Source organism: Phyllobacterium sp. 22552, from assembly GCF_052044585.1.
In the GTDB taxonomy this organism is placed as follows: domain Bacteria; phylum Pseudomonadota; class Alphaproteobacteria; order Rhizobiales; family Rhizobiaceae; genus Phyllobacterium; species Phyllobacterium ifriqiyense.
Genome location: NZ_JBQENG010000004.1, coordinates 485623 through 511241, shown reverse-complemented (window position 1 = coordinate 511241; position 25619 = coordinate 485623). Strand labels below are relative to the sequence as shown.

The following is a 25619-nucleotide window of genomic DNA, read 5'->3' as shown; positions in this document are numbered from 1 at the left end:
AGCATGCCTTCAAAAATTCATATGAGCTTTCTTCGCAATTGATATGTCTTTGTTAAATGACAGAACTGTCAAGCCAGCCCCATAACCAACTCCAAATTGGAGTATTGGAATATGGAATTGGCTGGCAAACGCCTTTTGGTGCTCGAAGACGAATATTTGATAGGATTGGAACTTGAACGAATCGCAGAAGAGTGCGGCGCCAAATCCGTTCATGTTGTTTCTACGATCGACCAATTGATGAGCTGGATAAATAGCGGTCAAATATGCGATCTCGCAATACTTGAAGTAGAAGCCCGTGGTGTGTCCTCCCTTAAAGCCGCCTCATTGCTTCGGACGCGCGACGTACCTCTCCTGTTCACCAGCGCCTATGATGCCGATCTGAGTGGTATTGCCGAATTCGCAGGTACCCCTGTTGTGGGAAAACCTTACGGCAGAAGCCAGATTATACGGGCAGTCGCTTCGCTCAGTGGCTCTGCAAACGATCAATCGTCGAGCAAAGGCAATTCATCAGGCGAACTTGTTTGAAGTAACCTGTGTAGCGATCGCGTCCGGGCCGTAGTCGACCTCCCCCTCAATTTCCAGAAGTTCCTGCAGCCGGGTTCGGGCACGGCTGACGCGGCTTTTGATCGTTCCGACGGCACATCCGCAGATTTCAGCGGCTTCCTCATAGGAAAACCCAGAGGCTCCAACCAGAATGATTGCTTCGCGTTGATCATCGGGAAGTTTTTCCAAAGCCTTTCGGAAATCCTGCAGATCCAAGGACCCGTATTGCGCAGGGTGAACCGATAATTGTTCCGTGAAAATCCCGTCTGAATCCTGCACTTCTCGACCGCGTTTGCGCATCTGACTATAGAACTCATTACGCAGGATTGTGAAAAGCCACGCCTTGATGTTGGTGCCAAGCTCAAACGAATCCTGCTTGGCCCACGCCTTCATAATCGTGTCCTGAACGAGATCGTCTGCTCTGTCAGGGTTGCCGATCAACGAAACCGCGAAGGCTCGCAATTTAGGCAACGAGGCAATCAGATTTCTTTTGAAGTCCTTCGATTCATGTACCATTCAAGGGCCCGCTTACTTCGAGGATCGCGAATGCAGGCGTTCAGCCTCGTCGAGCTTTTCAAGAAGATCGAGAAACCGCGCCGGTATCTCTTCTTCTTGTACTGACGCATATAGCGCCCTGAGCTTTAAACCAATTTCCGTTTCAGCATTTTTTGCATCGCGGCGAAGAACACGCGCCTTGGCGGGCGCAGGGGACGTTTTCATTTTTGCGTTCATTGCTAAATCTTTGCTGATATGTCGACGCGATGTCTATAGGCACATTAATGCCGATAATGTCTGAATGCAGAAAAAGTTCCGAGCGGGGGAACTTTTTTTTTGGATAAGTGTTGTAGGACGGAACTCTCTTTCTATTCTGATCAATATCGCCTGAACAGGAACGCTCACGAATGTCATTATCCACCCGGATAGCCCCCCACCTGCCTTATCTCCGCCGCTTCGCCCGTGCCATCACTGGCTCGCAGTCTTCAGGCGATGCTTACGTAGCAGCGACGCTCGAAATTTTGATAACCGACGTTTCCCTGTTCCCCGACGCGGGATCGGATCGGGTTGGTCTTTACAAATTGCTGGTCAAGCACTTCAACTCGGTCAATGTCCGGCCTTTGGAGATGCAGTCGGAATATGGCTGGGAAAAACACGCCGCTGCAAATCTGACCTCGATTGCCCCGAAGGCGCGTCAGGCATTTTTGCTTATAAGCCTTGAAGGATTCAGCCAATCCGAAACGATGGAAATTCTCGACGTTTCCGATGATGAACTCTACGCACTTCTTGATGAGGCGTCCGTCGGCATCTCCAGGCAGATCGCAACAGATATTCTTATCATCGAAGATGAACCTTTGATCGCTATGGATATTGAGCACATGGTGGAAAGCCTGGGCCATAAGGTCGTAGGCATTGCCCGCACCAAAGATGAAGCGTTGAAGCTATATGCCGAGACGCAACCGAGCATGATATTGGCGGATATTCAGTTGGCAGATGGCAGCTCGGGCATTGATGCTGTCAACGACATCCTCAGCCAGGACGCTGTCCCCGTAATCTTCATCACTGCGTTTCCAGAACGCCTGCTCACGGGCGAGCGTCCCGAACCAACCTTTCTTGTTACCAAGCCATTTAATCCGGACATGGTAAAGGCGCTTATCACTCAAGCTTTGTTCTTCAAAGAAAGCAGTAAGGCAAAAGCATAGGAAAGCAAACAATCTCCCTGAATATTGCGGGAACCAAACGAACTCTGTTTCGTTTCTGATTCAACAATAAAGGGAGATGACAATGCTTTATTATGCAGTAATTTTTCTGATCATCGCGCTTGTCGCGGGTGCTTTGGGTTTCGGCGGAATTGCAGGCGCTTCTGCGGGTATTGCGCAGATTATATTCTATGTGTTCTTGGCTCTGCTTGTTGTGTCGCTGATAGCAAGTATCATACGACGGGCCTGAATCGAGTAAAGCCGCCAGTAAAACTGGCGGCTTTTTGGTAGCCACCTACACTTAAATTCAACTTGATCGCGAGGCGGGATTGCACCTGTCCATCTATCGTAGTAGTCCACCCCAATAAGCAAGCGGTGGGGTTTGGGAGTGATTTGGCGGAAATTCAACTTGGCCTCACTTGACGGGCCGGAAATAAATTGGGCGTGGTTTGCGCGCCGCGCGCCTCGCACAATCGCAGTTTACATTATCCTTCTTCTGGCCGTGCGCCTGTTACTATCCCGCTTCATGGAAATTGATGAAGCCCAGTTTGTCGGCGCTGTCGATTTTTCATGGATATATGGCAATTCACACCCTCCGCTATACAATTGGCTGGTTCGGCTGGCGCTTGAGCTGACAGGTTGGAATTGGGTGCTGTCGCTTGCGCTTGTGCGCCTATCATTGCTCGGTCTTTATCATTGGCTGGTATTTGATTCAGCAAGACGTCTGGCGGGGGACCGGGCGGGCGTATTGGCACTTATAGCTTCGGCGTTTCTGCCGCAAATCGTATGGATGTCGATACAAACGACGGCGCACACCGTTCTTGTTCTCGTTGCCGCGATTGGAATAATTCATTCTCTGGCGCTGCTGAGATCCGGTGCAGGCAATGTTGCCTATATGTGGTTCGGGCTTTGGGCTGCCATAGGTGCACTGGCCAAGTATAATTTCTTTATATTTCTGATCAGCTTCCTGGTCGCCGCGGTCCTGACATCATCTATCCGCCGCCAGCTTTTTAACCGGCGAATCTGGATATCAATCCTGATCTTCGTGGCGGCGTTCGCTCCGGTTGCTATCGCCTCACTATATGCCCCGCTTACTGCAACGGCAGGGCGTATGGTAAAGTTGAATCAACCCGTAGATTATCTCAATGTGATCGACCTGCCACATATAGGTCTGGATGGGTTTCTTAGCCTTATTGTTTCCGCTGCGCTTTGGTCCGGATGGGCTTTTGCCGTATATGTCATCGGCAGAACCCGGGATCACCCGCGGCCGGCAGCCGACGGCGATGAAGACGTGCGGAAACTGCTCTTGCGCACGATATTGATTGGTCTGGGCGCTTTCGCACTGCTGGTATTGCTGGCCGATTATCACTCGGTAGCCCAGCGTTACATGGCACCCATTCTGGCGCCAACGGCGATCTTGCTTGCATTGCGTTTCCCACAAGTTCTTGGGGCACGCAACCTCTTGATTCTGGCGGCCTGCATGTTCGTGCTCGCCCCGCTAGGCTTTGCCGGCGTAGCGCTTTTCGGGACGCCGCGATTCACATTTCCTTTTGATGCGATCAGCAGCGCCATTCGCGGTCAAAATCCGGCTCCGGCGACAGTCATCTCAAATCGTCAGGATGATGCAGCCAATATCTCTGTTCTCCTGCATTGGCCGCCCGAGCGGGGTACAGCCAGCGATGTCGTGCTTGTCTGGCAGGGTAATGATGCCCCGGCCGAAAATCTTCTCGCTCAATTACCCGCCAATGCTTTACCCGCGAGCCCAGTTACCCGTGTTACCGCACCAGTCAGAAACTTCAGCGGAGAGTTGCGAACTTTCAGCTTTCAGCGCTTTTCATCTCCGTCACCTGTACCGGATCAGAATAACGGCGGATAAGCCAGAACACGCCAACCGTATCGAGAAAAGCAACAGCGGCCCGATCAAAGAAACCATATTTCGAAACGCCAGCCAGCCTTGGCCGATCTTCTATATCGACTTCGACAACAGGCATCCCGGCGCGTCGTGACAGCGCCGGGATAAATCGATGCATATTATCAAAATAAGGAAAATGCCGCGCAGCGGCAGCCGGCAGGATTTTGAAACCGCATCCCGCATCCCGGCAATCATCCTTCAGAAGACGCTTGCGAACGAAATTGGCAAAGCGAGAAGTGAGAAGTTTGATCAAACCATCGTTCCGACGCTTGCGCACACCTGCAAAAAGCACAGGGGGTGATGCTTCTATACGGCTCCACAGTTTCTTTATATCGGCAGGATCATTCTGGCCGTCACCATCCAGCGTGGCAATCCACCGACCATTCGCGGCTTGAAAACCGCTGAGCAATGCGCGCGATTTGCCAGCACGCTTTTCGTGCCGCAGCACGCGAACCTTGCCGTCCGCGCGCAAGGCTTCGCTCGCTGATTCATCCGTCGAACCGTCGTCAACGATAATGATTTCATGGGCCGGACCATCGGCCATGACGGCGCTGATCTCTTTGACAAGCAAACCAATATTGCCAGCCTCATTATATACAGGAACAATGATTGTGAGTTCGATCATATCGGGAAACCATTAAACAATACCGGCAGAGTGCTGGCGGCAGAACCAGTTCACACTCGATACGATAATTTGCTATGTATAGATACGTCGAAACGATTTCCATCCCTTCTAATTGGACAAAATCAGGCCTTTCGCCGTGCAACTATGTGGCTCGTTATTTAACGCCGCAATTCCGCCATCCCGATTGCTAGTAGATAAAGGGCTATCGATACGAACCCATCATGGTTAATGCTTCATTAGGCGGAGCTTTCTAGAGTGGTTCAAACAACATCTTGATTCCGGACAGGTAATGAAAGTTGAGCTAACCAGAGCGTTTATCGGTTCGGGGAAAAACATTTCCGGAGTGGTTATTCTTGCCTGCGCCATGGCTTTCAGTCCAGCTACCCGTGCCCAGACGGCGATCACTCCAGCCGAGCAATCTTCAATCGAGGCAAAACGTGCGGAAACCGCAAAAGAGCTTCAGGATCTGACCAGTCAAATATCGCTCTCGGCCGACAAGGTCGCTTCGCTCGATAAAGAAATATCGGGTTTGAAAAAAGACCAGACGACAATTACGGCCGCTCTTATTCAGGCGGCGAAAACGGAAAAAAAACTTAGCGAAGATATAACCAGCTTTACGGACCGGCTTACCGGCCTGCGGGAGCGCGAGGACGGCGTAAGGCTGGTCTTGCGGCAGCGCCGGGGCGCCTTGGCCGAAGTTCTCGCCGCCTTGCAAAGAATGGGCCTAAGCCCGCCTCCAGCCCTGCTGGTACGCCCTGATGATGCTCTGGCATCTGTGCGCAGCGCTGTCCTTTTGGGCGCCGTTGTTCCTGAAATGCGCCAACAGACGGAAGTCTTGATCGCTGATCTGAAAGAATTGACCAGGATCAAGACGTCGATCTCAGAAGAGCAAGCCCGGTTGACCGCGGCGCTGTCCAGTCAGGCAGAGGAAAAGAAACGGCTCGACCTGCTGTTGGCTGAAAAGCAAAAGCTGCAAACAACCTCCGAGGCAACTCTTGCCGCTGAAAAACAGCGGGCAGAGAATTTGGCCAAGCGCGCCACTTCGCTGCAAGGTCTTATCGCCTCTATGGAAAAAGATATGGCGGAGGTGCAAAAAGCCGCCACCGAGGCCAGCAGCGAAGAGCAGCAGAGGCTGGAAGCCAGCCGCAAACGGGCCGAAGAATTTGCAGCAAATCAGAACCGCCTGGTTGCGCAGGAAAATTTTGCTTCCTTGCGAGGCCGGCTTGCCATGCCGGCGGCGGGCAAACTCGTTAAGCACTTTGGCGATAATGACGGTCTTGGCGGCGCTCTTCAGGGAGACACGCTGGAAACCAGCCCCGGAGCGACAATAACAGCTCCGGCGGATGCCGTTGTCCTTTATGCGGGCGCATTCCGATCTTATGGTCAACTCTTGATACTTGACGCCGGCAATGGCTATCATGTCGTTTTGGCGGGAATGTCCAGAATCAATGTCTCGCAGAACCAGTTTGTTCTGGCAGGAGAGCCGGTCGGTGTAATGAACGAACAACTTATTGCGAGCAGTGCACCTGTACCGATGGGAAATGGAGCTCCAATGCTTTACATTGAGTTCCGGAAAGATACAAAACCTGTTAATCCCGCTCCATGGTGGGCGGATCGACTTGCTGGAAGGACCGCAAATGATACGTAGACTATCGCTTCTCATGGCTGGAGCACTGATGGGCGCTACGGCAATGGTTGTTGTGCAGGGTGCCCTGCCCACTACCGCTGCAGAGGCTGCGGGCAACGACACCTATAAACAGCTATCAATTTTTGGTGATATATTCGAGCGTGTCCGCGCCCAGTACGTCACGCCGCCGGATGACAAGAAGCTAGTCGAGAATGCCATTAACGGCATGCTGACCTCGCTTGATCCGCACTCATCCTACATGAATGCTGAACAGGCGCAGGATATGCGTGTTCAGACCAAGGGTGAATTTGGCGGTCTTGGCATCGAAGTCACCATGGAAAACGAACTGGTCAAGGTCATCGCACCGATTGATGACACGCCAGCCGCAAAAGCAGGCGTTCTTGCCGGCGATTACATTTCAAAGATCGATGGCGTTGAAGTTCGTGGACTGACGCTCACCGACGCTGTCGACAAGATGCGCGGTGAGATTAAAACCCCGATTGAACTTACGCTTATCCGTCAGGGTGCCGACAAGCCGATCGTGCTGACGATCATTCGCGACGTGGTTAAGGTCCAGGCTGTCAAATCTCGCGTTGAGAATGATGTTGGCTATGTTCGGGTGATTTCATTCACCGAGCAGACATTTGACGATCTGCAAAAGGCCATCAAAGATATCCAGAGCAAGATCCCCAAGGACAAGCTCAAAGGCTTTGTTCTTGATCTTCGCCTGAATCCGGGCGGTCTTCTCGATCAGGCGGTCGCCGTTTCGGATGCTTTCCTCGATAAGGGTGAGGTTGTCTCGACTCGTGGCCGTGATCCCCAGGACATCACCCGGTTTGATGCCCGCGCAGGGGATTTGACTGATGGCAAGCCGCTGATCGTGCTTATCAATGGCGGCTCCGCCAGTGCATCCGAGATCGTTGCCGGTGCCTTGCAGGACCATCGCCGTGGTACGATTCTTGGCACGCGCTCGTTCGGCAAGGGCTCGGTCCAGACGATTATCCCGCTTGGCGAGAATGGCGCGCTGCGCCTTACAACAGCGCTCTATTACACGCCTGCCGGCAAGTCCATTCAGGGCAAGGGCATCATACCGGACATCACGGTTGAGCAGCCATTGCCGGAAGAGCTGAAAGGCAAAGTTGAGCCAATGAGCGAATCAAGCCTGAAGGGCCATATCAAGGGCGCTCAGGAAGATGCAGAAGGTTCCGGTTCCATTCCTTATGTTCCACCGGAAGCAAAGGACGACCTGCAGCTCATACAGGCAATGAAGTTGTTACGCGGCGAACAGGCCAATGCAGCCTTTCCTGCTGACCCCAAAAAGGGTGTACCCAACTAATATGATAAAAGCGGCCGGGCTTCCTTGATTAGCCCGGTCGCTTTCCTCCCTTATCGCAGCATTTGCTGCCAGCACTTCCTCCCTTTTTCCGGCCAATAAGCGTGAATTCAGAATTGAACAGGCCGCTGGGGCGAACCGGCAAAGGGCCGAACGTCAGAGCGGGCAATAAAACGGCAGGGTCATGGATACTGCCCTCGACTGTTTTTACGCTCATGCTGGTTGCGTCATCCGTAATTTCCTATACCAGCCATCAAGGCTTCCGGCGGCCTGAAGCAAAACCAGCTATCCCCATTGCCACGCAAGCTCCTACTCCCGAGCCGATTTCACCTACCCTGCCGAAAACAACAATCTCCAACCAGTTGCCAGGCAATATATCCAATGAGGTTGCGGGCGGACCAAAGGTCATTGTCGTTGGTGACCCGGCACGACGCGCCCAAGACCCTCGAACCGCGCATCTGCCAGAACCGGATTTGCTCGAGCAGTCCCCGCAAGGGCCGCTTCCGATCATTGCACCAGACGGGCGTCGTCCGCTTGATGCCTATGCAAGACCGTGGTCAGGCGCGCGCGGTGCGCGTGTGGCGATTATTATCGGCGGTTTGGGCCTGTCTCAGACCGGTTCTCAAAATGCTATCCGTGTCTTGCCGCCCGAAATAACTTTGGCCTTCTCGCCTGAAGGCAATAGCCTGGGCCGTTGGATGCAGGCAGGCCGTCAGGAAGGCCACGAAATATTGTTGCAATTGCCTCTGGAGCCTTTCGACTATCCGCGGGTGAATCCCGGCCGCAATACACTGACCGTGGATGCACAACCCGCCGCCACGATTGAGAACCTGCACAAGACAATGGGACGCATTACCAACTACACGGGCGTCATGAACTATATGGGCGCGCGTTTCACGTCGGAGGCTGCTGCAATGACACCTGTCATGCAGGAGATTACCCGCCGTGGCTTGCTTTATCTGGATGACGGCACCTCGGCCCGCAGCCAAGCAGATGCAATTGCCACACAGCAAGGCACGCCCTACGCTGCCGCAGACTTGTTAATTGATGCAACGCAGGAGCGCGGCGGCATCCTGAAGAAACTGGATGAACTGGAACGCATTGCACGCGCCAAAGGCACCGCGATTGCGACTGGCTCGGCGTTCGATGTAACTGTTGAAGCAGTCGCCGCATGGGCGAATGAAGCCAAGGCGCGTGGCATAGAAATCGTCCCCATATCGGCGCTTGTCCGCGATCCGCAAAAGGGCTAGCACTCCTCGAACGCGCGCACTGGAGCATCCGCATGAGCAAGAACAAAAAGCCTGTCGATCCACAATCCCTGCCCTATCGCCCCTGTGTCGGCATCATGGTGCTCAACAAGGAAGGACTTGTCTGGGCCGGTCATCGTATCGTCATACCCAATGACGAGATGGATGGGCAGACCCAGCTTTGGCAAATGCCGCAAGGCGGCATTGATCCAGGTGAAGCTTCGCAACCGGCAGCGCTGCGCGAGCTCTACGAAGAAACCGGCATGAAGTCCGTATCTTTGCTCGCCGAAGCGCCAAACTGGATCAATTATGATCTGCCACCGCATCTGATGGGTGTTGCTCTTAAGGGCAAATATCGCGGCCAGACACAAAAGTGGTTTGCCTATCGCTTTGAAGGCGACGAAAGCGAGATCGCCATCAACCCGCCGCCCGGCGGACATACCCCCGAATTTGACGAATGGGCATGGAAGCCAATGGCGCAATTGCCTGATTTGATCGTTCCATTTAAGCGCGCCGTCTATGAAGAGGTTGTCGCCGCGTTCAAGCATTTGGCGGCAAACCCAGGCTAAAGACTTTTCCGGTCTAAATAGGAAACCGTTCTTTCTCTCGTATGGCGCGACAATTCACGCGCAAGTGGCGAAGTCGATGTTTATTCATCGTCAGATGCCGCCTGACAAAGTGATTGGCTGCGAGCCGGACAGTACCTATCGCACAACCCAAGGCGAACAGCAGACGCTTCAAGAAACGCAATACGGCACTGTAGATTCGCGACATCGTGGCTCGCGAAAAAGCATAATAAAAAAGCGGGCCAATGCCCGCTTCATCATCATAGCTCATGCTGAAGTACTCAAGCTGCCTTGATGGCTTCCTGCAATGTTGTCAACTGACCGAGCAGATCTTCCGCACGCGACTTCTCTTCGCGTGTAGTCGCATCTTCGAAGTCTTCCTTGGCGTCCTTGATGCGGTTTTGCAGTTCATCAGCCTTTATATCGGTGACGTGTACCGCCGATTCCGCGAGAAGAATGCAGCCATCTGGCGTCACATCAACAAAGCCGCCGAAAACAACATAGCTGTCGGGCTTTCCATCAGGTGTCTTTACTGTGACGACGCCTGGCTTGATCGTTGCCATCAATGGAGCATGATGAGCCAGGACGGTCATATAGCCTTCCGTGCCCGGAACAACGACTTCAATGACTTGCTCCGAAAGAAGCAGGCGTTCTGGCGAGACGAGTTCAAACTGGAAGGCTTCAGCCATGATATCCACTCAATTCCTGTGATTTAGAGCGCTTGACGTCTTGATGGATCAAAACTGCACTCTAAGCCTTTGTTCCTACGCAACTCCGGACGCAAAACCGTTTCACATTTTTGCTGGTATTGCTTTAGACCCGATCAGTTCAAGCAATTGCAAAACGCGGGAATAGGTTTCCCAATAGAAATTGCCAAATTAGACAGAAAAGGGCGGGCCGTAGCCCGCCATCATTTCCGAATTAGGCTGCTTCTGCTGCCAGACGCTGTGCCTTTTCGATTGCCTCATCGATCGAGCCAACCATGTAGAATGCTGCTTCCGGCAGGTGATCATAATCGCCATTGCAAAGGCCTTTGAAGCCCTTGATGGTGTCGGCCAGATCAACCAGCTTGCCCGGCGAACCGGTGAAGATTTCAGCAACGAAGAACGGCTGCGACAGGAAGCGTTCGATCTTGCGGGCGCGTGCCACAGCAATCTTGTCTTCTTCCGAAAGCTCGTCCATGCCGAGAATGGCGATGATATCCTGAAGCGACTTGTAGCGCTGCAGAATTGACTGCACCTGACGGGCAATCTGGTAGTGCTCTTCACCAACGATCAGCGGATCAAGCATGCGCGATGTCGAGTCGAGCGGATCCACAGCCGGGTAAATACCCTTCTCGGAAATCGCACGGTTCAAGTTTGTCGTCGCATCAAGATGCGCGAAGGATGTCGCAGGCGCCGGATCGGTCAAATCGTCGGCGGGCACGTAAATGGCCTGAACCGAAGTGATCGAACCCTTATGCGTCGTGGTGATGCGTTCCTGCATCTGACCCATGTCGGTTGCCAGCGTTGGCTGATAACCCACAGCAGAAGGAATGCGTCCGAGCAAAGCCGACAATTCCGAACCAGCCTGCGTGAAGCGGAAAATATTATCCACGAAGAACAGAACGTCCTGGCCTTCATCGCGGAAATGCTCCGCAACTGTCAGACCGGAGAGAGCAACACGAGCACGTGCCCCTGGTGGCTCATTCATCTGACCGTAAACAAGTGCGGCCTTGGAACCTTCGCCGCCGCCAGCCTTGTTCACGCCGGACTCAATCATTTCGTGATAGAGATCGTTACCTTCGCGGGTACGTTCACCCACACCGGCAAATACCGAGTAACCACCATGCGCCTTGGCGACGTTGTTGATCAATTCCATGATCAAAACGGTCTTGCCCACGCCGGCACCGCCGAACAGACCAATCTTACCACCACGAGCATAAGGCGCGAGAAGATCGATAACCTTGATGCCTGTGACCAGAATCTGAGCTTCTGTTGACTGATCAACATATTCAGGCGCTGGCTGGTGAATAGCGCGGGTCAAAGTTGTCTTGATCGGGCCAGCTTCGTCAACCGGCTCACCGATAACGTTCATGATACGACCGAGCGTTTCAGGTCCAACCGGAACCATGATCGCAGAACCCGTATCATATACGACCTGACCGCGAACCAGACCTTCTGTCGAGTCCATGGCGATCGTGCGAACTGTGTTCTCACCGAGGTGCTGAGCAACTTCCAGAACCAGGCGATTGCCGAGATTGTCGGTTTCCAGCGCGTTGAGGATCTTTGGCAGAACGCCGCCATCAAAGGCAACGTCAACCACAGCGCCGATGACCTGGCTGACACGACCGACAACGCCGGTTGCCTTCAGGGCAGTCTTCGGTGCCGAAGGCGCCTTGGCAGACTTTGCTGCAGGAGCTTTCGTTGCTGCTGCCTTGGCGGCAGGTGCAGCCTTGGCTTCAGCCTTTGGAGCTGCCTTCGCCGCTGCTGGCTTAGCGGCTGCCTTGGGTGCAGCTGCTTTTGCGGCTGCGGGTGTTTTCGGGGTCGCTGCTTTTGCCATCGATCCTTACCTTCGCGATTAGAGCGCTTCCGCGCCCGAAATGATTTCAATCAGTTCTTTGGTGATCTGGGCCTGACGCTGGCGGTTATACGACATTGTCAGCTTGTTGATCATGTCACCGGCGTTGCGGGTTGCGTTGTCCATGGCGGACATACGCGCACCCTGTTCCGATGCCGCGTTTTCAAGGAGAGCGCGGAAAACCTGGACAGAAATATTGCGTGGGATCAGGTCGCCGAGAATGGCAGCCGGATCCGGTTCATATTCATAGACTGCATCGCCCGCGGTTTCCGGTTCGGCATCGCCAATGGCGCTGGCCGGAATCAGCTGCTGTGCAGTTGGAATCTGCGAAATCACAGACTTGAACTCGGAATAGAACAATGTAGCGACATCAAAAGCGCCTTCATTGTAAAGTCCGATGATCTTGTGACCGATCTCGTCAGCATTGGTGAAACCAACCTGCTTCACTTCACGCAGATTAACGTGATCGATGATAAGCTTGCCAAGATCGCGGCGCAGAATGTCCGCGCCCTTCTTGCCAACGGTGATGATTTTCACCGTCTTGCCGTCAGCAAGCAAGCGGCGGGTATGGTCACGGGCCAAACGCGCAATCTGCGAGTTGAAACCGCCGCAAAGTCCGCGTTCCGATGTGCAGACAATCAACAGGTGCACATCGTCCTTGCCGGTTCCACTCATCAGTACCGGGGCATCATCACCATCCACATTGGAAGCAATATTCGCCAAAACCGCAGCCATACGCTGCGAGTAAGGGCGCGCGGCTTCCGCAGCTTCCTGCGCACGACGCAGCTTCGCCGCGGCGACCATCTGCATCGCCTTGGTGATTTTCTGCGTCGCCTTGACCGAGGCGATCCGGTTTCTCAGATCCTTTAACGAAGGCATCCGTTCATCCCGTCAGTGGTTAAGCGAAGGACTTGGCAAAGGCATCAACTGCTGCCTTAAGCTTGCCCTTGGTGTCGTCGCTGATCTGCTTTTCTGATGCGATTGTGCTCAGAACATCCTTATGTTCCGTGCGCAGCCATGTCAGCAAGCCTTGTTCAAACTTGCTGACCTGATTGACAGCAAGCTTGTCGAGATAGCCGTTAACACCGGCGAAAATCACAGCAACCTGTTCTTCCGTCTTGAGCGGCGAGAATTGTGGCTGCTTCAAAAGCTCAGTCAGACGCGCGCCGCGATTAAGCAAGCGCTGTGTCGATGCATCGAGATCGGAACCGAACTGCGCGAAAGCAGCCATTTCACGATACTGCGAAAGCTCGCCCTTGATCGAACCCGCTACCTGCTTCATCGCCTTGATCTGCGCAGCAGAACCAACGCGGGAAACCGACAGACCAACGTTAACAGCTGGACGGATACCCTGATAGAACAGGTTGGTTTCGAGGAAGATCTGACCGTCGGTGATCGAAATCACGTTGGTCGGAATATAGGCCGACACGTCATTAGCCTGCGTTTCGATGACTGGAAGGGCGGTCAGGGAACCTGCGCCATTTTCGTCGTTGAGCTTGGCAGAACGCTCTAGCAAACGGGAATGCAGATAGAAAACGTCGCCTGGATAGGCTTCACGGCCCGGAGGACGACGCAGCAAAAGCGACATCTGGCGGTAAGCAACAGCCTGCTTGGAAAGATCGTCATAGGCGATCAAAGCGTGCATGCCGTTATCACGGAAATATTCACCCATGGCGCAACCGGCAAATGGTGCCAGATACTGCATTGGTGCAGGATCAGAAGCAGTTGCAGCAACGATGATCGAATATTCAAGCGCGCCGCGCTCTTCAAGGATCTTCACAAACTGGGCAACAGTTGAACGCTTCTGGCCGATAGCGACATAAACGCAATACAGCTTCTGGTTCTCGTCGCCCGCATCATGCGCTGGCTTCTGGTTAAGGAATGTGTCGAGAATGATTGCAGTCTTGCCGGTCTGGCGATCGCCGATGACCAATTCGCGCTGTCCACGGCCAACCGGGATCAGAGCATCGATAGCCTTGAGGCCGGTCGACATTGGCTCATGCACCGACTTGCGTGGGATGATACCAGGAGCCTTGACGTCAACGCGTGAACGCTGAGTGGCTTTGATTGGGCCCTTGCCGTCGATTGGATTACCCAGAGCGTCAACAACGCGACCGAGCAATTCCTTGCCGACAGGAACGTCAACGATCGCGCCTGTGCGCTTGACCGTATCACCTTCCTTGATGTCACGGTCGGAACCGAAAATAACGACACCAACATTGTCGCTTTCAAGGTTCAGGGCCATGCCGCGAGTTCCGTCAGGAAACTCCACCATTTCACCGGCCTGAACATTGTCCAGACCATAAACGCGGGCAATACCGTCACCGACGGACAGAACCTGACCAACTTCGGAGACTTCTGCCTCCTGGCCGAAATTCTTGATTTGATCTTTAAGGATTGCGGAAATTTCCGCGGCGCGGATGTCCATCAGCCGACCTCTTTCAGTGCAAGCTTAAGCGAAGAAAGTTTTGTGCGAAGCGAAGTGTCGATCTGGCGGGACCCCAACTTGACGATGAGACCTCCAAGGATCGACGGATCAATGGTGACATTGATTGTCACGTCCTTGCCGGCGACGCTTTTCAGCGTGGCCTTCAATTCTGTCTGCTGCGCCGCCGTCAAGGCATGCGCGGAAGTAACGTCCGCCGCAACTTCACCGCGATGGGCGGTTGCGATCTGGCGGAATGACTGGATCATGGCAGGCACCGAGAAAAGGCGCCGGTTCTGCGCGACAAGACGCAGGAAATTATTGACGAGACCGCTAATCTTGGCCTTGGTCAGAATGGCGGAGATCGCCTTGACCTGATCGCCTGACGAGAAAACCGGGCTGACGATCAAACGCTTCAGTTCAGGACTGCCATCGATAAGAGCCTCGAACCTGCCGAGATCTTTCTCTACCTGCGCAACGGAGTTTGCCTCCAGTGCGAGATCAAACAATGAACCCGCATAGCGCTGGGCAACACCGGAAATGAGCGACGAAGTTTCTGCCACGAACGACAAGCTCTCTGCGTTTTGGCCAAAAATCGGGCGACCTGAAGGGATTTCGGGTCAAATCTTTGGCATTATTGATTTTTTTAACCTCAGAACATGACCCGAAGGCCATCCCTGACGAGATTTGATTGCCGTCTAGCATAGGAATACCGGACTCGCAACACGGGAATCCGGTAAAATGGCGATCAGAATTGCCTGAACTCTGGATAATCTTGAGTCAACTATTCCACTCTGGCCTTTCTGACTATGCGATAAAGCCGAAAGCAAAGAGCAATGGACCTGTGGCAAGGGCCAGTTCAATAATGACCATTACCCAGTTGTAAATCGTATTGCCACGATCTGACATCATCGAGATCAGGCGACCGAAAAGCGTAATTCCCCAGGATACGCCCAAAGCGATCCACAAAAAGGGCTGCGAGAAAATCAGCGCGGAGAGGCCAAGGCCGAGATAAAAACCGGCAAGCGGGCCACGAACCGCCGAAAGAGCTTCCGGATGCGCGGGAACAGTTTGGAGGCGCAAAACTTTCAAGGCTATGCGCGGCGCAAAAAACAGGATGATACCGAACGCCACAGTGATGGCCGCAGATAACCAGGCCATCCACTCCCCCTGACTTGCCGGCCAGTAAAATTCCATTTCTTGCACCCTTTTCTAAACAAACAACTCGACCGCTTATAGATCACCGGACGGTCCGATGCTCTAACAGCCCCTCTTATAGCGCCGCGTTAAAACTTGTCATGGGGCGGCGAAAATGGTGATTTTCGAACCACGGAGCGGAATGTACTTTGGGGTACATGAGCACGGTAGTGCAGAAAAGCGCCATTTGCAGCCCTCCATGACGGGTTTTATAGGAAACTCTGCGGATCAATATCAACCTGCACCCTAATCGACCCTCTTTCTTTTGGACCGGCACCCAGCATCGCGCGGATAAAGCCCTGAATGTCCGCTTTGCGTGTGCCGTGGATAAGCAACCGGAAGCGATGACGGCCCCGCACCAGCGCCAACGGCGCTTCTGCCGGGCCCAAAACATTGATCTGTTGTGATGTGGGCGCGGCGCGGCGCAGGGCGCGCGCATGCGCCTCTGCCTCCGGCCTTGTGGCTGCGGAGATAATCAATGCTCCAAGCCGTCCGAACGGCGGAAGGCCAGAGCGTTCCCGCTCTTCTATTTCCCGATCATAGAAAGCCTGGGCATCGCCCGAAACGATCGCGCGCATCACAGGATGATCAGGCTGATAGGTTTGCAACAGGCCGGTACTTTTCTTACCCGTTCTTCCGGCACGGCCTGTCACCTGATTGAGGAGTTGGAAAGTACGTTCCGCAGCACGCGGGTCGCCATTGGCCAATCCGAGATCGGCATCGACCACACCGACCAGCGTCATATTGGGGAAATTATGCCCCTTGGCGACAAGCTGCGTGCCAATCACAATATCGGCCTCGCCGCGCGCAATGGCATCAAGCTCCAGCCGCAGGCGCTTCACGCCCATCAAATCTGATGACAGCACGATAATCCGTGCATCCGGAAACGTCTTTTCGGCTTCTTCCGCGATACGCTCGACCCCTGGCCCGCAGGCGACAAGATGGTCGAGCGTCCCGCAGGAAGGACATGCGTCCGGCTTGGGTTCATGATGTCCGCATTGATGGCAGACTAGCTGCCCGCGAAACCTGTGCTCGACAAGCCAGCTGGAGCAACAGGGACATTGGAAACGGTGACCGCAAACCCTGCAAAGGGTTAGAGGTGCGTAACCGCGCCTATTGAGAAAGAGCAGCGACTGCTCTTTGCGCTGTAATGTTTGATTGACCGCCTCGACCAGTGCAGGCGACAGAAACCCGCCCGGACGCGGCGGCGATTTTCGCATGTCGATGGCGCGTAGATTAGGCATCGCCGCCTCGGCATAACGCCCGGTCAGGCGTATGCGGGTATATTTGCCCTGCATCGCATTGACCTGACTTTCAATTGACGGTGTTGCCGAGGCAAGAATCACGGGAAAATTGCCGATATGCCCACGCACCACAGCCATGTCCCTGGCATTATAAAACACCCTGTCTTCCTGCTTATAGGCAGAGTCATGCTCTTCATCGACAATGATCAGCCCGAGATCATTGAATGGCAGAAATAGCGCTGACCGCGCCCCGGCAACGACGCGGACCTGTCCTTCCATCACCTGCCGCCAGACACGCTCGCGTGTTTTTGGCGCAAGGTCCGAATGCCACTCCGCAGGCTTGGTCCCGAAACGGTCGTGGAAACGATCGAGGAATTGCTGCGTCAGCGCGATTTCCGGCAAAAGGATCAACACCTGCTTGCCCTGCTCGATCGCCTTGGCAAGCGCTTCGAAATAGACTTCGGTCTTGCCCGAGCCGGTGACGCCATCAAGCAGAGTGACCGAAAAGTCCTTGCTCGATACTGCTTCCGCGAGCCTGTCAGCAGCTTCGGCCTGATCGCTGGAAAGAACCGCTTTGGCATAATTGATATCCGGCGCAGCCACGATGGGACGCGGCGGGATCATCACCTGCTCAAACACGCCAGCCGTATGAAGGCCATCGATCACGGTAGCGGAAACACCGGCAGCATGGGCAAGGCCCGTGCGGGTCCACACCATGCCATCTTCGGCAAGCTCAAGAACGCGGGCGCGTGCCCCCGTCATCCGCTCCGGCTCCCTGCCCGAAAAGCGCAAGCCCGGCACGTGCGGCTCGGGGTCGAATGCAGCGGGAACTCGCAAGACCATGCGCGCCACCATTCCCGGCGGCGAAATCGTATAATCGGTGGCCCAGCGCATAAAGCGCATCATGCCATCATCAACAGGAGGGCAATCGAAAAGCTCCGAAATTGGCCGCAATTTCTTGGCGGAAATATCATCGGTCACATCACTTGTGACAATGCCAGCGACCTCGCGCGGGCCCAGCGGCACACGTACGATTGATCCCGGCTTTACATCCATTCCCTCCGGCACGGCATAGCTATAGGGCCGCTCTGCCGGCATAGGCACGAGCACCGGAACGATTTTTTGCGGGAGGCGCGAATCTTCACTCATATGTGCGTGACCTTGACGCGGCTTTGGTCTAAAGAAAAGCCACTTTCCGGAGATATATCCTATCTCCTCTCCAGACCAGCTGTCATATTAGGAAGGAATGCCCCAATGAAGTTTTTTGTCGATACTGCCGATGTTAAGGATATCCGCGAGCTTAACGACCTAGGACTGGTCGATGGCGTTACGACGAACCCTTCGCTCATTCTCAAATCCGGCCGCAGCATTCTCGAAGTCACCAAGGAAATCTGCAGTATCGTCAAGGGACCTGTCTCTGCAGAAGTTGCTGCCGTGGAATATGAGCAGATGATGAAGGAAGCTGCTGTTCTCGCCAAGATCGCTGACAATATCTGCATCAAGGTTCCGCTGACGCTTGACGGCCTTCGCGCTTGCAAGGCGCTTCGCTCCGACGGTCATCTCGTCAACGTCACCCTGTGCTTCTCCGCCAATCAGGCGCTTCTTGCTGCCAAGGCCGGTGCAAGCTTCATCTCCCCCTTCATTGGCCGTATTGACGATATTGGCATTGACGGCATGGAGCTGATCTCCGAAATCCGCACCATCTATGACAATTACGACTATCCGACTGAAATTCTTGCTGCGTCTGTGCGCACCGTCAACCACGTCAAGAGCGCGGCATTGATCGGCGCTGATGTCGTCACAGCACCGCCTGCCACTTTGAAGGCGTTGGTCAAGCACCCGCTGACAGATAAGGGCCTCGAAACATTCCTGGCCGATTGGGCAAAGACAGGCCAATCCATCGCTTAGTTTGATCTGATCTATAAATACAAAAACGCCCGTCTTGTTCAATCAAGGCGGGCGTTTTGTTAGGCAAGAGATTTTCAAATCAAAATTTGGAAAGGTCCTGTGCGACACTCAGGTTCAGTGCCTCGGCCAGTTCACGTGCGGCACGATTATTTGCGTCGCGCGCTGCACGGGTGGCCGCAAAACGCTGCCGTGGCGAATCATAATTCGACGTCACAATTCTCGTTCCCTGACCAACAACCTGCCCGTCTGACGTCCGCTTCAAAATGTAAGTGCCGGTCATGCGGATCAAGCCCGCCGTCGGCTGGCCTGATTTATCATTGGTCGCGTTCTGGATAAGGGCCAGAGAAAGGTCCTTCGAACTCACACCGAGCTGCAGCGAATATGCGGGACTTGCTGGCTGACCAGCACCACCTGCAAACAGGAAGATCAAATGGTTCCGCACCTCCTGCGTAACGCGGTCGCCAGGCTGGTTGATGGAAACACTCGCAAGTTTGGAGCGCATGCTGCCATCGACACCGACGCTGCTGCCAACAGCAGGACCGGCATCAGAATAAAGCGGGCGCACCTGACAGCCACTGGCAACCAGCGCCAATCCTACAACGCATAGGGACAACAAACGCTTGGAGCTAAAGCCCTGCATCCAACGATCAGACAACGACATTGATGATCCTCTGCGGTACAATAATGACTTTCTTCGGCGAATTGCCATTCAACGCTGTCTGCACGAAATCAAGTGCAAGCACGGCCTTTTCGACCGTCAATTGATCCGCATCGCGGGCAATTGTCAAATCCCCGCGCTTCTTTCCGTTGATCTGCACGGGCATGGTGACATCGTTCTCGACAATCAATGCCGGATCGAACTGAGGCCACGGACGGTGCGCAATCAAATCCTGCCCGTCCAACGCTTTCCAGCATTCTTCGGCCAAGTGCGGCATCATCGGCGCAATCATCGAAAGCAGCATTTCCGTGGCCTGACGGCAAGCGCCGGTCAACGCAGCATCTGCTTCGCCTGCGGCAATTTTTTGCAAGGGACCAGCCAAAAGATTCACCAGCTCATAGAGACGGGCCACGGCTTTGTTGAAGCCCAGTTTCTCCAGGTCTTCGCCAACCAGCTTGACTGTCCGGTGGGCCACCTTGGAAATCTGCAAGGCGTCACCGTCAGTCGCTGCCACTGGCGCCACACCTTTCAGGCTCTCTGCTGCCTCCGATACCAGCCGCCAAACGCGCTGCACAAAACGGTGCGCGCCTTCTGCTCCCGCTTCTGTCCAGATGACATCGCGTTCGGGCGGTGAATCAGACAGCATGAACCATCGGGCTGTATCAGCACCGTAGGAAGCAATAATATCATCTGGATCGACGACGTTTTTCTTCGACTTCGACATTTTCTCGATCGAGCCGATTTCGACTTCCTCGCCCGTGGCAAGCAAGACCGCGCGGCGCTTGCCATCGATTTCTTCCAGTTTGATTTCAGCCGGAGTAACCCAGCCTTCCTTGCCCTTATAAGTCTCGTGCACGACCATGCCTTGGGTGAACAGACCCTTGAAAGGCTCGCTAATGTCCAGATGACCGGCAACTTTCATCGCCCGCGTAAAGAAGCGCGAATAAAGCAAGTGCAAAATGGCGTGCTCGATGCCGCCAATATATTGATCGACCGGCAGCCAATGATTGGCAATTTTCGGATTGGTCGGTTCATTTTCCCATGGCGCCGTAAAGCGTGCGAAATACCACGATGAGTCGACGAATGTATCCATCGTGTCGGTTTCGCGGCGCGCAGCCTTGCCGCATTTCGGGCAATTGACATGACGCCATGTTGGATGACGGTCCAGCGGATTGCCGGGACGGTCAAATTCTACGTCATCCGGCAGCTTTACCGGCAAATCAGCTTTTGGCACAGGCACCACACCGCAATCATCGCAATGGATCATGGGGATCGGGCATCCCCAGTAACGCTGGCGGGAAATACCCCAGTCGCGCAGACGGAAATTGACCTTGCGTTCGCCTTGCGGGCGATTGCCGATTGTCTGGTTCTCCAGCTTTTTTGCAACCTCGTCAAAGGCCTCAGCAGGTGTCAACCCATCCAGAAAACGTGAATTGATCATCACGCCATCATCCACATAGGCCGTCTCTGTTACCTGGAAGGTCGCAGCATCCGCATCCTTCGGCATGACAACCGGCACCACCGGCAAACCATATTTATTGGCAAAATCCAGATCGCGCTGATCGCCGGAAGGACACCCGAAAATCGCGCCCGTGCCATAGTCCATCAGGACGAAATTGGCGACATAGACCGGCAATGTCCAACTCGCATCCAGCGGATGGACAACGCGCAGGCCCGTATCGAAACCCTTCTTCTCAGCCGTTTCCAAGGCAGCAACGGAGGTTCCCGCACGGCGGCATTCCTCATTGAATTCCGCCAGAGCAGCATTGTGCTCAGCGGCTTTTTTCGCCAGCGGATGATCCGCAGCAATCGCAATGAATGAGGCACCGAACAGCGTATCGGGGCGGGTCGTATAGACTTCGATCTCGCTAGCTTCGGACGTGGCTGACGTCTCATCCAGCGCCCAGCGGATCAGCATGCCTTCCGATTTGCCGATCCAGTTGCGCTGCATCAGGCGCACCTTGTCCGGCCATTGGTCCAGCCCGTCCAGCGCGCTCAGCAATTCTTCGTTGAAGTCGGTGATCTTGAAAAACCACTGCGTCAACTCACGTTGCTCAACCAGAGCGCCGGAGCGCCAGCCGCGTCCGTCAATGACCTGCTCATTGGCAAGCACCGTCATATCCTCCGGATCCCAATTGACCTTGGAGGATTTGCGCGTCACGAGCCCCTTCTCAACGAAATCGAGGAAAAGCATCTGCTGGCGGTGATAATATTCAACATCGCATGTTGCGAACTCACGCGACCAGTCGAGTGACAGGCCCATGGACTTCAACTGTTTGCGCATCGAATCGATATTCTGATAAGTCCAGGTTTTCGGGTGAACCTTGTTCTGCATCGCTGCATTTTCGGCAGGCATGCCAAAAGCATCCCAGCCCATCGGGTGCAGGACATTGAAGCCTTTGGCACGTTTGTAGCGCGCTACAACATCGCCCATGGCATAGTTGCGCACGTGACCCATGTGGATACGGCCCGATGGATAGGGAAACATTTCCAGCACGTAATAAGGATCACGCGGATCATCATTGCTGGTTTCAAAGAGCTTGGCGTCGTCCCAAACTTTCTGCCAGTGCTTTTCTGCCACACGCGGGTTGTAACGTTCGGTTGCCATGAACGGGATTCTCTTGCAAAGGATACTGGATTAGGGTGCGTCGAAGTTCAGGTCAGGGTGAGCCGAAAATGGTAGTTTTCGAGAACCGGAACGGAGTGAACTTTTGGTTCATGAGTACCGGAAGCACAGAAAAGTGCCATTTGCAGGCCACCATGGCGTGAATCTCGCACACCCTAGTTGGGCGGACCTTCACCACGTATTAAGTGAACCGTCAACCACTTGAGACTTTCGGGCGGGCGAAAACCGGCTCGAACCATATAAATAGGAACAGAACCTGCCATGTCGACTGCTGTTGATCAACTTTTTGCCGTTCGTGCCGCAATAGGAAAAGCTTCCATTGAAGCCGGGCGCAAGATGGATTCGGTACAGCTGGTAGCGGTATCCAAGACTTTCGGCGCGGACGAAATACGCCCCGTGCTTGATGCAGGTCAGCGCGTCTTCGGAGAAAACCGCGTTCAGGAAGCACAAGGCAAATGGCCAGCCGTTCGCTCTGAGTTTTCTGGTCTTGAACTCCATCTCATTGGGCCGCTGCAATCCAACAAGTGCGAGGATGCTGTCGCGCTGTTCGATGTCATCGAGACTGTCGACCGTGAGAAGATCGCAGCAGCACTGGCGACTGAAATGAAGAAACAAAACCGCTTTCCCAAACTATATGTTCAGGTCAATACCGGCTCTGAGCCGCAAAAGGCTGGTATCGAGCCCAAGGAAGCGGTGGCTTTTGTGCAGCGGTGCCGCGACGTGCATGGCCTCGCGATTGAGGGACTGATGTGCATCCCCCCCGCTGAAGAAAATCCCGGACCTCATTTTGCCCTGCTGCGTAAAATCGCAGGAGAGGCAAAGGTGGAAAAACTATCCATGGGAATGTCGGGAGATTATGAGGTTGCCATTGGTTTCGGCGCGACTTCCGTGCGCGTTGGCTCGGCAATCTTTGGGGGCCGTCCTTTGCCCGCAAAATAACTGTGCCCACACAAATAATGGCCCGTTGTCGCACATCTGCGACGGAACGCCTTCGTTAGATATCATTTGCTGTATTTACGCAGCAATTTGCATGGTGATAATGAAATCAAATGCCTTCCCCCGGGAAGGTTTCCGGGTGGAGGCCCGTCAGATCAGTTTGGAGGAAATGAATGTCCGAGAAGGTATATCCCGTGCTGGCCAGCGCGAAGAAGAACGCGCTTATCGACAATGATACCTATCTCAGCTGGTACAAGCAGAGCATCAAGGATCCAGAGAAATTCTGGGGCAAGCATGGCAAGCGTATCGACTGGTTCAAGCCTTACACGAAAGTCAAGAATACTTCATTTTCCGGAAAAGTCTCGATCAAATGGTTTGAGGATGGCGTCACCAACGTTGCCTATAATTGTATTGACCGGCACCTGAAAAAGCGCGGCGATCAGGTTGCAATCATCTGGGAAGGCGATAATCCCTATCTCGACAAAAAGATCACATACAACGAACTTTACGATCAGGTTTGCCGGCTCGCCAATGTGATGAAAAAGCACGGCGTCAAGAAGGGCGACCGGGTTACCATCTACATGCCGATGATCCCCGAGGCCTCCTATGCGATGCTGGCCTGCGCGCGTATCGGCGCTGTTCATTCCGTGGTCTTTGGCGGCTTCTCACCTGACGCTCTGGCCGGGCGTATCATCGACTGCGAATCGACATTTGTCATCACCGCCGATGAGGGTATGCGGGGCGGCAAGCCAATCCCGCTCAAAGACAATACGGATAAGGCGATCGACATTGCTGCCAAGCATCACGTTATGGTCAAGAACGTATTGGTGGTCCGCCGCACCGGCGGCAAGACGACTTGGGCGACCAGCCGTGACCTTTGGTATCACGAGGAAATCGCCTCGGTGAAAGGCGAGTGCAAACCGGAAAAGATGAAGGCGGAAGATCCACTTTTCATTCTTTATACGTCAGGCTCGACGGGCAAGCCGAAAGGGGTTCTGCATACCACAGGCGGCTATCTCGTCTACGCGTCCATGACGCATGAATATGTCTTCGATTATCATGAGGGCGATATTTACTGGTGCACCGCCGATGTTGGCTGGGTTACGGGCCATTCCTATATCGTCTATGGCCCGCTTGCCAATGGCGCGACCACCCTCATGTTTGAAGGCGTTCCCAACTATCCTTCCGTATCGCGTTTCTGGGAAGTTATCGACAAGCACAAGGTCAATATTTTCTACACGGCCCCAACCGCCTTGCGCGCCTTGATGGGCGCAGGTGATGAGCCGGTCAAGAAGACGTCGCGCAAATCCCTGCGCGTTCTGGGTTCCGTCGGCGAACCGATCAATCCGGAAGCATGGGAATGGTATTATCAGGTAGTGGGCGAGAAGCGTTCGCCCATCGTGGATACATGGTGGCAGACAGAAACCGGCGGTATCCTAATCACGCCGCTTCCCGGTGCAACGGCCCTCAAGCCCGGCTCTGCAACACGTCCGTTCTTCGGCGTGCAACCACAATTGGTCGATAATGAAGGCGATGTTGTTGAGGGCGCAGCCGATGGCAATCTGTGCATTACCGATTCATGGCCGGGTCAAATGCGCACCCTTTATGGAGATCACAAACGTTTCATCGAAGCCTATTTCTCCACCTATAAGGGCAAGTACTTTACCGGAGACGGCTGTCGCCGCGACAAGGATGGTTATTACTGGATCACAGGCCGTGTTGATGATGTTCTCAACGTGTCCGGCCACCGCATGGGTACGGCAGAAGTTGAGTCGGCACTGGTCTCGCATGATACGGTGTCGGAAGCGGCAGTTGTTGGCTATCCGCACGATCTGAAGGGCCAAGGCATCTATTGCTATGTGACCTTGATGGCTGGCCTTGAAGGGTCGGATGAATTGCGCAAGGAACTCGTCACCCATGTGCGCAAGGAAATCGGCCCTATCGCTTCGCCGGACAAAATCCAGTTTGCGCCGGGCCTGCCGAAAACACGTTCCGGCAAGATCATGCGCCGTATTTTGCGCAAGATCGCCGAGGATGATTTCGGCTCACTTGGCGATACGTCGACACTCGCCGATCCGGCAGTTGTCGATGATCTGATTGCCAATCGCCAGAACAAGAAGGGCTAGGCTGCAGGAATTATCGTGCGTGGTTCGCCCTTCGACAAGCTCAGGAGGGCGAACCACGCATTGTGCGTTTTGCAGCAATTCGCATACAAATTCCGTGAACCAATCAGCAGCCGATCTGCCGCCTGATCTCGTCAACTTGTTCTTTCGAATGACAGATATTCTCACAGGGAATGCCGTCATCATCAGCATCGGCACGGGCATATCCATCGCACCATATCTGCACGGCCTCCTCGCAGGAGTTGACCTGTTTGCAAGTTGTTCTGGCAGACAGCACCAACCAGGGGGATTGCTGTGGTTTTGCAGGCGTTTGTAAAATCGGGGCTGGGAGCGCGCCGGTCGTAGTTACGACTGAACAAGCGACTCCGATGAACACACAGGCAAAACTCGGCAGGC

23 protein-coding genes are annotated in these 25619 nt (G+C 54.2%); 11 read left to right on the top strand and 12 right to left on the bottom strand.

Translation table 11 applies throughout. The features are described 5' to 3' along the window. Positions 1–111 precede the first annotated feature (111 nt). Complete coding sequence (locus ACTJI9_RS12695; RefSeq protein ID WP_307281082.1) at positions 112–525, top strand: hypothetical protein; 414 nt, start codon at positions 112–114, stop codon at positions 523–525. Here the strand turns inward: ACTJI9_RS12695 and ACTJI9_RS12690 are convergent. Together ACTJI9_RS12690 and ACTJI9_RS12685 are read right to left on the bottom strand one after the other, a co-directional pair. Beyond that, on the bottom strand, positions 508–1059 hold the full coding sequence (locus tag ACTJI9_RS12690) for an RNA polymerase sigma factor (RefSeq protein WP_115054331.1): 552 nt from the start codon (positions 1057–1059) through the stop codon (positions 508–510). The two genes, ACTJI9_RS12695 and ACTJI9_RS12690, sit on opposite strands and share 18 nt — an antisense overlap. Positions 1060–1071: 12 nt before the next feature. Further along, on the bottom strand, positions 1072–1263 hold the full coding sequence (locus ACTJI9_RS12685) for a NepR family anti-sigma factor (RefSeq protein WP_370878741.1): 192 nt from the start codon (positions 1261–1263) through the stop codon (positions 1072–1074). A 182-nt stretch (positions 1264–1445) separates the two neighbouring features. Here ACTJI9_RS12685 and ACTJI9_RS12680 point away from each other — a divergent pair, with 182 nt between their 5' ends. The 3 genes from ACTJI9_RS12680 to ACTJI9_RS12670 all read left to right on the top strand — a co-directional run bounded on the left by ACTJI9_RS12680 (position 1446) and on the right by ACTJI9_RS12670 (position 4113). Further along, the gene (locus tag ACTJI9_RS12680; protein ID WP_115054333.1) at positions 1446–2240 is read left to right on the top strand and encodes a response regulator; all 795 of its coding nucleotides are present in this window, start codon (positions 1446–1448) and stop codon (positions 2238–2240) included. An 82-nt stretch (positions 2241–2322) separates the two neighbouring features. Continuing rightward, a complete protein-coding gene (locus ACTJI9_RS12675; RefSeq protein ID WP_115054334.1) occupies positions 2323–2487 on the top strand; it encodes a DUF1328 domain-containing protein in 165 nt (54 codons plus the stop codon). Between the two features lie 159 nt (positions 2488–2646). After that, positions 2647–4113 (top strand): glycosyltransferase family 39 protein, encoded by a 1467-nt coding sequence (locus ACTJI9_RS12670; RefSeq protein WP_440808377.1) that lies wholly within the window; start codon positions 2647–2649, stop codon positions 4111–4113. Here ACTJI9_RS12670 and ACTJI9_RS12665 read toward each other — a convergent pair. Continuing rightward, positions 4055–4774, bottom strand: coding sequence for a glycosyltransferase (locus ACTJI9_RS12665; protein ID WP_115054336.1), 720 nt, complete (start codon positions 4772–4774; stop codon positions 4055–4057). The genes ACTJI9_RS12670 and ACTJI9_RS12665 overlap by 59 nt on opposite strands. Positions 4775–5063: 289 nt before the next feature. Between ACTJI9_RS12665 and ACTJI9_RS12660 the strand changes: the two genes are divergently transcribed. The 4 genes from ACTJI9_RS12660 (at position 5064) to ACTJI9_RS12645 (ending at position 9550) form a co-directional block, all read left to right on the top strand. Then, positions 5064–6422, top strand: coding sequence for a murein hydrolase activator EnvC family protein (locus ACTJI9_RS12660; protein ID WP_440808375.1), 1359 nt, complete (start codon positions 5064–5066; stop codon positions 6420–6422). Next, positions 6412–7737, top strand: a complete 1326-nt coding sequence (locus ACTJI9_RS12655) for a S41 family peptidase (protein WP_115054338.1) — start codon at positions 6412–6414, stop codon at positions 7735–7737. The genes ACTJI9_RS12660 and ACTJI9_RS12655 overlap by 11 nt, the downstream gene beginning before the upstream one ends. A 95-nt stretch (positions 7738–7832) precedes the next feature. Then, positions 7833–8984, top strand: a complete 1152-nt coding sequence (locus ACTJI9_RS12650; protein ID WP_435530124.1) for a divergent polysaccharide deacetylase family protein — start codon at positions 7833–7835, stop codon at positions 8982–8984. Positions 8985–9016: 32 nt separating this feature from the next. Next, positions 9017–9550, top strand: coding sequence for an RNA pyrophosphohydrolase (locus ACTJI9_RS12645; protein ID WP_336440412.1), 534 nt, complete (start codon positions 9017–9019; stop codon positions 9548–9550). Positions 9551–9828: 278 nt separating this feature from the next. Here the strand turns inward: ACTJI9_RS12645 and ACTJI9_RS12640 are convergent, their stop codons facing one another. The 7 genes from ACTJI9_RS12640 to ACTJI9_RS12610 all read right to left on the bottom strand — a co-directional run bounded on the left by ACTJI9_RS12640 (position 9829) and on the right by ACTJI9_RS12610 (position 18121). After that, positions 9829–10236: a F0F1 ATP synthase subunit epsilon gene (locus ACTJI9_RS12640; RefSeq protein WP_115054341.1), complete on the bottom strand. Its 408-nt coding sequence runs from the start codon at positions 10234–10236 to the stop codon at positions 9829–9831. Positions 10237–10468: 232 nt separating this feature from the next. Further along, a complete protein-coding gene (atpD, locus tag ACTJI9_RS12635; RefSeq protein WP_307281103.1) occupies positions 10469–12088 on the bottom strand; it encodes a F0F1 ATP synthase subunit beta in 1620 nt (539 codons plus the stop codon). 18 nt (positions 12089–12106) lie between these two features. Further along, the gene (locus ACTJI9_RS12630) at positions 12107–12985 is read right to left on the bottom strand and encodes a F0F1 ATP synthase subunit gamma (protein ID WP_115054343.1); all 879 of its coding nucleotides are present in this window, start codon (positions 12983–12985) and stop codon (positions 12107–12109) included. 19 nt (positions 12986–13004) lie between these two features. Next, a complete protein-coding gene (atpA, locus tag ACTJI9_RS12625; RefSeq protein WP_115054344.1) occupies positions 13005–14534 on the bottom strand; it encodes a F0F1 ATP synthase subunit alpha in 1530 nt (509 codons plus the stop codon). Then, positions 14534–15094 (bottom strand): F0F1 ATP synthase subunit delta, encoded by a 561-nt coding sequence (locus tag ACTJI9_RS12620; protein ID WP_336440411.1) that lies wholly within the window; start codon positions 15092–15094, stop codon positions 14534–14536. The genes atpA and ACTJI9_RS12620 overlap by 1 nt, the downstream gene beginning before the upstream one ends. 244 nt (positions 15095–15338) lie before the next feature. After that, positions 15339–15728, bottom strand: coding sequence for an AGROH133_08824 family phage infection protein (locus ACTJI9_RS12615; protein ID WP_440808370.1), 390 nt, complete (start codon positions 15726–15728; stop codon positions 15339–15341). A 209-nt stretch (positions 15729–15937) separates the two neighbouring features. Beyond that, positions 15938–18121, bottom strand: a complete 2184-nt coding sequence (locus ACTJI9_RS12610; RefSeq protein WP_440808369.1) for a primosomal protein N' — start codon at positions 18119–18121, stop codon at positions 15938–15940. A gap of 105 nt (positions 18122–18226) precedes the next feature. On the opposite strand from ACTJI9_RS12610, the gene fsa reads away from it, so the two are divergent. Then, positions 18227–18880 carry a fructose-6-phosphate aldolase gene (gene fsa / locus ACTJI9_RS12605; RefSeq protein ID WP_115054346.1) on the top strand — a complete coding sequence of 218 codons (654 nt, stop codon included), beginning with the start codon at positions 18227–18229 and terminating at the stop codon, positions 18878–18880. Between the two features lie 79 nt (positions 18881–18959). Here the strand turns inward: fsa and ACTJI9_RS12600 are convergent, their stop codons facing one another. Both ACTJI9_RS12600 and leuS read right to left on the bottom strand, forming a co-directional pair. Further along, a complete protein-coding gene (locus ACTJI9_RS12600) occupies positions 18960–19541 on the bottom strand; it encodes an LPS assembly lipoprotein LptE (protein ID WP_440808366.1) in 582 nt (193 codons plus the stop codon). Continuing rightward, positions 19528–22146 carry a leucine--tRNA ligase gene (gene leuS / locus ACTJI9_RS12595; RefSeq protein WP_307281115.1) on the bottom strand — a complete coding sequence of 873 codons (2619 nt, stop codon included), beginning with the start codon at positions 22144–22146 and terminating at the stop codon, positions 19528–19530. Before leuS ends, ACTJI9_RS12600 begins: the two co-directional genes overlap by 14 nt. A 279-nt stretch (positions 22147–22425) precedes the next feature. On the opposite strand from leuS, the gene ACTJI9_RS12590 reads away from it, so the two are divergent. Further along, the gene (locus tag ACTJI9_RS12590; protein ID WP_115054349.1) at positions 22426–23103 is read left to right on the top strand and encodes a YggS family pyridoxal phosphate-dependent enzyme; all 678 of its coding nucleotides are present in this window, start codon (positions 22426–22428) and stop codon (positions 23101–23103) included. A gap of 170 nt (positions 23104–23273) precedes the next feature. Continuing rightward, positions 23274–25226 carry an acetate--CoA ligase gene (gene acs, locus ACTJI9_RS12585; protein ID WP_115054350.1) on the top strand — a complete coding sequence of 651 codons (1953 nt, stop codon included), beginning with the start codon at positions 23274–23276 and terminating at the stop codon, positions 25224–25226. Positions 25227–25619: the final 393 nt, after the last annotated feature.